We start from the raw sequence: 8,454 nt of genomic DNA, 5'->3' as shown, positions 1-8,454 counted from the left end.
GCAACACCTTAGCCCAGCAGGGCTTGTAGTGTTGCACTTGGAGTTGGAACCTAAGCTGCTAAGATTCAGGTTAAACACCGACGCATCGTCATCCGCCCTTACAACCATATGAGCATTTGCCCTAACAAGCATCAAAATATCGGCAGAGAACCTATATAAGTAATGTCCATCTTTTAATGACTGTATGATCTCTCCCATTCCACTCACCTCCCAACGGTACTTTTTAGGCCGCTAACAGAACTGTGGGCTTATGGATGGCGGCTAGAAAGCGAGATATGAGGTCAGTTCTTGACCTTGCACCGCTCCGTCGGACACCTGCTCATAGAGCTGAGCGCTGATCCAGCTATTCTTGAGTATGGCAGCATGAGATCGTATTACGCGGCGCGGCGCTTCTTGCCGCGTCCACTAAGTCGCGCACTAAGCCGTGATGACTTTTCGATGAAGCGCCCAGCCACAAACTTATGCAAGACGCTAGCAATCAGCGTTTGATAAGGGATGCCTTCTTCTGCCGCACGCGCTTGGATTTCAGAAAGATCGGGTGTGGATAGCCTGATATTGACCCGCTTGTTCTTACTAAGAGTCGCACGCGCGTACTCGCGATACCGACGCAACGAGGCTTCGGAAGTCACCGTTGATTTCAATCTGCCAGATTCGAAAGCCGACAGAATCCTCTTCTCTTCACGATCAAGAGCTTTCATGGTTTTCCTCTCAGTCCATACTCTCGCATTGCCTTTCGACTGGGAATAATCGTTTTCAGAAATATGTACTCCGCTTCCTCGACATGCGGCACAAGATAGACATAGAAATTCATAGCCACCACAAAGACACCTTGACTTGGATAACGAGTGGAATTGGGATGTTCCACACTGTCCAATAATCCGCCAGTCTCAATGGCCAACACCACATCCTCGAAGGAAACGCCCCGACCTGCTTTCAATCGTTCGTTCTTTCGGGGATCCCATCGGAACGTTTTCACCCTGAAAGTATAGGCAAGTCGGTGCCGTTTGTCATCACACGGCGGCATGGAGAACTAACCAAGGCTTCCCCTCTTTCCAATGAGGGTCCTAATCCCCGTATGGCGTGATGGTCCTCGCTTCCTCGAATCCTTCTCTGAGTTAACCTAACCTCCCAACCCCTGACCTTTCCTCACAACTTTTTCACTGGAACACTCCAAATCGACTGGCACTCCCGATGCTCAATCACCAGTCCAACAGACCACGGGTGCTAAGACCCAAGCTGAGGTGGTTTAGAGATGGACCTGGGACGAGTTTCGGATTGCAGGTTTCATGATTTGTTAAAGACTGAGCTGTTCATTTAGCCAAGGAAGGAGGATTCTGTGACCGCCATTCTTCGCCCCTCACACGAAACTCCACCACCTGACAACCTACCCGACTGCGCGCGGGCTCCACACGACACACTGAAACCATTCGTCATGTTCTACACTTGAGTACTGCAGGTCGTCCTCCTGCTTGGTGCAGGCTACTGATCCCTACGACTTCCCCCACAGCGTTTCCAACCGCTGGGCTCGCCCACAGCCGTACTTGTAATACTTATACCGGAGCGGGTTTTTCTTGTAGTAATCCTGATGGTACTCTTCAGCCAGGTAGAAGGTTGAGGCTTGGACCAGCTGCGTCACGATGGCCTGGGGAAAGCGCTTCGACTCTTCGATCGCGCGTTTGGATTCTTCCACAAGCCGCTTTTCTTCATCGGTTGAATAGAAGACCGCCGCGCGGTACTGAGTCCCGTGGTCGCAGAATTGTGCGTTCGGCGTGACTGGATCGATGTTGTGCCAAAAAGCATCCAAGAGTTTCTGGTACGTGACTTTCGTGGGATCGTAGGTGACTTCAACCGCTTCTGCGTGACCCGTCCGCCCAGCCGAAACCTCTTCGTAGGTGGGATTGGCCACGGTGCCGCCCATGTAGCCCGAGACCGCAGCGAGGACTCCATCCACCTTTTCAAAGGCCTCTTCCATGCACCAGAAACAGCCGCCTGCAAAATACGCCTTGGCAGTGGTCGGCGCGCTCTGAACTCCGCTTGAAGGCCAGCCTGTGAGGGTCGCGCAGATTACGAGACTCATGGCGATAGATGTCAGACGCTGCAGGATTGTCATGATCGTCTCCTCCTTCTTCAGAGTCGTCGCCGTAGTCTTATTCTTACATCTTACTACGACACGTGCAGAGATGTGGATGTGGGGAGAGCTCGCGTGGCAGCAGACAGGGGCCGACATGAGAGTCCTTCACGCGTCAAACTGGCATATACCTATCGAGATCCCGTTCTTCACGACGCGCTCGTCGCTGACGCCCATCCATGAGTTTCATGATCAGTTCAATGGCCTCCTCCGGTGAGGCAGCGGCTTGGACCAATCGTTTGTCGAGTTTTCTGAAAAAATCGATATCGGCAGGAGACGCTTCAACGAGAATGACTGGCTTCCCAGCCTTCACGGCCAGCGCAACTTCCGACACTGTGCCCGAGCCACTCAATCCGCAGGCCACCACGACATGGCTGGTCAGCACATTGATGTTGTTCCTGCCACTGCCCATTTCCGTGATGATCGGCACGTCCACATGACGGGACACCTTATCCTTGGCCGTCGGCAAGACCCCAATGGTCAAGCTGCCCCCCACCCGCTTGGCTCCTTCGCACGCCGCGTCCATGACGCCCACGTTTCGACCACCAGTCAAGACAACCCAACCACGTCGGGCAATGAATTCTCCAAGGATCCTGGCATTGTCGAGGTCCTTCTTCGCAGCCTTGGCCGGCCCCATTACTCCCACTACAAATCGCATCGATCCTCCTCCAGTCCGCTTCTTCTTCCTCAAAATCGAGAGGCCGTGAGGGTCACATCCGCATGCTCCCAGGCCTGTTTCCATTGTTCTTCTGCGGTATCGGCTTCACGGCCTTTTCGCTGAGCGCGAAGACTCTGCATGAGTCCAAACTGGGCCCAGCCGTTCCGTGGATTTTTGGCCAAATCCGCTCGGTAGACCGCTTCCGCCTTACCCGGCTGACCGGCCTTCAACAAGACGGCGCCGAGATAGTGGCGAATGGGAATCGGCCAGAACGGCGGTTCGGTGTAAGGCAGCTCCTCCTCCAGCTTGACGGCATCCGTGAGGGATTTGATGGCCTCATCGTATTGACGACGATGCGTCGCGAGCTCACCGGCCAGCAACCGTTCCGCGATCTTCAGGAGGGACCGTTCTGTTTTCTTTTCCCGCGTCCGATCACGCCCGAGGCGCTTCGCCAGACCGGCCAACACCACGTGCTCACCCTCAGCCCCAGGCATACGACCGGACGCCGCAAGCGCCATTCCCCTTCCCAGTCGCCACATCCCCTGTTGTAAATGCAGCGTCTTTGGAGGAGGCGGTTCACGCAGCAGGTCATCCCATTGTCCAAACCTGATCATCGACCACAATGGAGTTGGAAGGTACAATTCCTTCCAGGCATCCTTCCGCACTTCCTCTTGGGAAATCGTGCCCGTCAGTTGACGAGCCACCTTCAATGCCTCGGTTCTTCGTCCCTCCATCGCTAAGGAAGCCCAGAGAAAATGCAGATTGTGGGTGTAATAGCCGTCGGCATAGTCGCCGTGTAACTGTCTCCTGGCCAGATACTTGCGATCGACCTCCGCCGCATGTGCATTCTGTTCAGCCGCCTCGTGATATCGACCCAGTCGCATGTAGATGTGGGCCGGCATGTGAACCACGTGAGCAGCACCCGGCATCAGCCCGGGTAATCGCTCCGCACAAGCGACGGCTCGGTCCGGGTTCGGAGAGGCTTCGACCGCGTGGATATAGTAGTGGCACGCTCCTGGATGATCCGGAAAACGTACCAAAATCGATTCCAATGTCGACACGATTTCTTGGGTGCCCGGTTTGGGTCGTCCGTCTGCCATCCATAAATCCCATGGCCGCAGGTCCATCAAGGCCTCGGCGAACAAGACTCCGGCATCCGGATCGTTCGGATACTGCCGCCAGACTACACGCATCGCGTCCGCATAGGCTTTATCCAGAGTCGGCCGTGCATGCGCTCTGGTCTCGTATCGCTTGCTGATTGCATCGATATAGGCCTGTTCGGCTGCGCTTGTGCGGGCACGATGTACGCGAGCCTTTTGTACGGCATCCCACGCCCGTCGTTCGGCAGCCTTATCCATGGCGGCATTGATGTTCGGACCCGATGCGAGCGCCACCCCCCAATAGGCCATGGCGGCAGAGGGGTCCAGTCGAGCGGCTTCTTCGAAGGCTAGGAGCGCCTCTTCATGGTTGAAGGCGTACACGAACCGCAAACCTTGATCAAAGTATTGTTGAGCCTCGTGTGAGCTCGTCGTGATGGGGTGATGGAGGGTACCGAGATTCTCAAAGAGGGGCACCTGAGCGGTAGAACGCTCAGAGGCCGTACTGAGATCAATCGTCAACAGGCCGAGCCACAGCACAGCCCACAAGAGGACACGAACGATGGTCATTGATGGCTTTTTAGCAGACGGGACCCGTACCTGGCTAGCAGGATGCTGAAAAAGTCTCTCAGCGGCGTTCTCGCCTCGCTCAGAGACTCAGCGTACCGAAGCGTACGCCTTGTCTCTTCGCTCACTGCGGCCTTGTTGGACAGCCTTTTTGAGCATCCTGAAGTAATGTCCAGTGTGAGCACCCTACAAGTTCCAGCCATATTGTGGGCATCAACCGAGTTTTTCCACAAGGTGCTAGAGGAGCAGATGCCCTATATCAGGGGATCATTGTCGGGCCAGTAGGATTCGCCATTTTCTAGCGGTGAAGAGATGGAGAAGTATTCAGCGTCAACGGCTAACCGAGCCGAGCTTACAGATGGAGTGACTGACCGTCACTTTCCTGAGGAGAAAACGGGCGTTCATGTTCCTGATGAGGATTGGGCGCCTCGCTGACCGTTGGTTTCTTCCGACCGATACGGGTTCGCCTCAGAGAGGCAGCCGCTGTGCTGGTGGACACTGGTGAAAATGTACCGGCTTCTAGCTCTTTTCCAAGATGAACGAGGACCTCCTGCTGAGAGGTTACCAAGGAGGTCAGCTCTTGAATGTGCGACGTCAGCCGGGCAATCTCATCTTGCTGCCCGATCATACAGGCCCGTATTTCGGCGACTTCTTCCGACTGAACATGAGCCGGCACCGGAGACGGCTGTTGTAGGATTGTGACTTTCGCGGCCACCGGGCTTTCTGCTTCCCGGATTGGCTCCTCCACTCCATTCGACCAGACGGGACCCTGCCCTTGAATCGTGGTACGCTCCACCGTTCGGTCTGGGAGCGCAAGGGGCTTACGAAGGCGCGGATGGATCTCATCCTCATAGCGCGTGACGTAGGCAAAGAGGTCAACCACCTTGCGCCAGCAGAGGGCGCTAGCATTGAGCAGGATCTGACCGTAGGGCCTGGCGACCGGCCGCGCTTCATCAATCTGCTTCTGTGATGGGATTCGGTGAATGAGGTTGATGGGTTCTTTATTGAATCGCGGGGCCATCTGGCAGATCCCCCCTTCAATCAGACCTAGTGAGATACCTTTATTGTACCTACTCCTCGCGCACAGAAGAGTCAACCCTTTTATTCTGCGGTCGATTAAATATGTTTGGAGTCCTCACGAGACAGCTAGAACCGTGTGACGCTTGAGAAACGAAAATTCGGGAGGGCCAAAGCTGGAACCAACATCTTCCCGGTCTCTGAGTTCACCGCCTCCATCGGCGTCGTCCAAGCCGTGAGGTGTCGAAAGGCCTGAAGCGGGCTTTCATGAAATCGGAAATTTTTCACAGCTGAGACGATCTCCCCCTTGTCGATCAGAAACGTTCCATCTCGTGTCATTCCGGTCAGCATGAGGTCCTGAGGATTCACAGGACGGATATACCAAAAATTCGTCACCAGAATCGCACGTTCCATGTTTTTCATGAGATCCTGAATCGAGGCCATCGGAAGGCCCTCAACCGACAAGACCGGAGCCTCCACGGTCGGAATAGGGTGTATGCCATCAGCCTTCGCCGCAAACCGATCGTAGGCCAGCTGTTTGAGGATTCCATGGTCGATCCACAGGGAGGCTGTACTCGGCAGACCGTCATGGGTAAATCCTTCTCCAAGCAGGTCGGCATGATCGGGGTGATTCTTGAGCGTCAGCCGTTCGTCCACGATGGCCTGGCCCAGCTTGCCGGCGAAGGGGCTCGTTCCCTTTGTGTACGACTTGGCGTCCAGAGACCAGAGCACCCACGCCCACAGTCCGGCCACGGCTGCCGGCTCAAGAATCACGGGATACTGCCCCGCCGGCATCTCACACACCTCCCGGCCTCGTTTGGCTTTGGCAATGGCCGCCAAGGTCCGCTCTTGAACCTTCAAATGATCGATCGACCGATGTGCCGCGGCACTCCAGCCCGTCGCGTCACCAGTTTGGACCGTGAGACTAAACCTCGCGTCTCCTCGTACCTCATAGCCGAATAGCCCATTGCTCGCCGCAATCCCGACCGCGGTCCCGGATGATGCCACGACGCCGGCCGCCATGAGGTTCTCCATCCGACAATGTCCGATGGCTTCGTTCGCATACTCCAGACGTTTGACTGGTCCTGCCGCCAGAGTTTCCGGTTTCGACGTCGCTCGCACAGGGAACAGGCACGGATCGGGAGCTGGAAGATATTCGGGGTCAACCGGTGAGACCCGAGCAATCCGCTCAGCACGCGCCAACGCATCCTGAATCCCGCCGGCGGTAAAATCCGTCGTGCTCGCGGTCCCCTGCTGACCCCCGAAGGCGACCGTCACTGCCAGTGAGCCCCGCCTCGCATCGACATTCTGGATGACTTGATTATTGGCGAACCTCGTCGTGCCGGCATGATGATCGCGAAGACGGACGATCGTCTGATCAGCGGACGAACGGGTCAGGACCAGATCGCTCAGAAAGCGAAACTCATCACGGCTCGTCAGCTTCGGCCAGGTGCCGCTTAGGACGGTCATGAGCTTCCTTCTCCGCAGATCACATGGATCTGGCGGAACCTCGCAGGAGAAGCGGCATGAGTCATCCAACCAGACTGGCCTGGCTGCCCCTTGCCACACGTGATGAAGCCGTATCGACGGCGAGCCGTTCGGTCGGCCACTCCGTCGCAGCTATTCCAGAATTCCGGCGTAATCCCATGGTAGATCACGTCTCGCAGCATGTGGATACGCCTGCCGTTCTCAATCAGCCAGAACGCATCCCCGCCGAACTGAAAATTGTAGCGGCGCTGATCAATGCTATAGGACCCATGGCCTTCGATGTAGATGCCGTGCTTCACGTCGGCAATCAGCTGATCGACAGTCGCTAAACCTGGCTCAAGTCCGATATTGGCGATGCGTACCATCGGAACGTGGCTCCACCCATCAGCCCGATTGGAGCCACGTGAACGAGATTCACCAATCTTCGACGCGACTTCACGGTTCGTGCAATACCCGACGAACACTCCGTTCCGAACAATGTCCCATTGCTGACACTGAACCCCGTCATCATCATACCCAGTGGCCGCTAATGTTTCCGATTCGGTGTTATCGGCAACCAAATTCACATGCCTCGAGCCATAGCGAAAGTTACCCAACTTTTCTGGCGTCAAGAAGCTGGTCCCTGCGTAATTGGCTTCGTACCCAAGCGCACGATCCAGTTCGCTTGGATGGCCGCAAGATTCATGGATCGTCAATGACAGATGTTCAGGATCGAGCACGAGGTCATACGGGCCCGCATCAACCGCCGGGGCCTTCACCTTTTCAATCGCCTGGGCAGCAACCCGTGTCGCTTCTCGCAGGAGGTCGGCTTCCTCGATCAGTTCATAGCCTCTCCGGAGATGCGGCGTATTGAAGCTGCGCGAGGCAAACCGACCTTCATGCAGCGCTGTCGCGGTACAGTCGCCTTGCCCGGCCAACAGATCGAATTCCAAATGCGACCCTTCCGTCGACACAAACAATTTTCGGTCTCGGCGCGCCCACAGACTTGCGCTGCTCCGTGCGATACCGGGTTGTCGATGGAGCGTTTCCATTGTATTCAGCAGTAAGTCAGTTTTCTTCTCAAGCGGGATAGTGAAGGGATCGATGCGATAGGGCGTGACGATGCGGTCACGATGAACTGGTTCCTGCGCCAGGCGCACTTTTTCCAGGGCCACCGATGCAGATCCTCTGGCGATCTCGACGGCCAGGTCCGCAACACGCGGTACTTCTTCCAGCGACAAGACTGAACTCGCGGCAAAACCCCAGGCTCCATGGTAGAGCACACGCACGCCGAAGCCGATATCCCGGATATCTCGAATCGACGCGATTCGGCGATCCTCACCTTCGATGTGTTCCGTGCTGCTGTCCTGAATGCGGATGTCGCCGTACTCCGCGCCTGACGCCGCAATGCGTTTCAGCGCCAGCTCGGCGAATTCGTCCCAGGTCGGAGAGTTCATGGCGATCACTCTCGAATTGAATGAAGGGATGGGTCAGTATAACAGGTGGCAAGCAAAACGGTG

The 8,454-nt window shown here is 56.1% G+C and carries 8 protein-coding genes; all 8 read right to left on the bottom strand.

From position 1 onward, the window contains the following. Positions 1-374: 374 nt before the first annotated feature. Positions 375-698 carry a hypothetical protein gene (locus E8D52_07635; protein TKB68844.1) on the bottom strand — a complete coding sequence of 108 codons (324 nt, stop codon included), beginning with the start codon at positions 696-698 and terminating at the stop codon, positions 375-377. Next, a complete protein-coding gene (locus E8D52_07630) occupies positions 695-976 on the bottom strand; it encodes a BrnT family toxin (protein TKB69443.1) in 282 nt (93 codons plus the stop codon). Before E8D52_07630 ends, E8D52_07635 begins: the two co-directional genes overlap by 4 nt. A 513-nt stretch (positions 977-1,489) precedes the next feature. After that, positions 1,490-2,110, bottom strand: a complete 621-nt coding sequence (gene msrA, locus E8D52_07625) for a peptide-methionine (S)-S-oxide reductase MsrA (GenBank protein ID TKB68843.1) — start codon at positions 2,108-2,110, stop codon at positions 1,490-1,492. Positions 2,111-2,243: 133 nt separating this feature from the next. Beyond that, positions 2,244-2,765 carry a cytochrome gene (locus E8D52_07620; GenBank protein ID TKB69442.1) on the bottom strand — a complete coding sequence of 174 codons (522 nt, stop codon included), beginning with the start codon at positions 2,763-2,765 and terminating at the stop codon, positions 2,244-2,246. A 50-nt stretch (positions 2,766-2,815) separates the two neighbouring features. Further along, positions 2,816-4,453, bottom strand: coding sequence for a hypothetical protein (locus E8D52_07615; protein ID TKB68842.1), 1,638 nt, complete (start codon positions 4,451-4,453; stop codon positions 2,816-2,818). Between the two features lie 349 nt (positions 4,454-4,802). Beyond that, positions 4,803-5,471: a hypothetical protein gene (locus E8D52_07610; protein ID TKB68841.1), complete on the bottom strand. Its 669-nt coding sequence runs from the start codon at positions 5,469-5,471 to the stop codon at positions 4,803-4,805. Between the two features lie 125 nt (positions 5,472-5,596). Then, positions 5,597-6,937 (bottom strand): hypothetical protein, encoded by a 1,341-nt coding sequence (locus E8D52_07605; protein TKB68840.1) that lies wholly within the window; start codon positions 6,935-6,937, stop codon positions 5,597-5,599. Beyond that, the gene (locus E8D52_07600; GenBank protein TKB68839.1) at positions 6,934-8,391 is read right to left on the bottom strand and encodes a TldD/PmbA family protein; all 1,458 of its coding nucleotides are present in this window, start codon (positions 8,389-8,391) and stop codon (positions 6,934-6,936) included. Before E8D52_07600 ends, E8D52_07605 begins: the two co-directional genes overlap by 4 nt. Between the last annotated feature and the right edge of the window lie 63 nt (positions 8,392-8,454).

It is taken from the genome of Nitrospira sp., assembly GCA_005116745.1.
In the GTDB taxonomy this organism is placed as follows: Bacteria; Nitrospirota; Nitrospiria; order Nitrospirales; family Nitrospiraceae; genus Nitrospira_D.
Note: the sequence above shows the minus strand (reverse complement) of the source record. Positions and strands in the feature narration are given on the sequence as shown.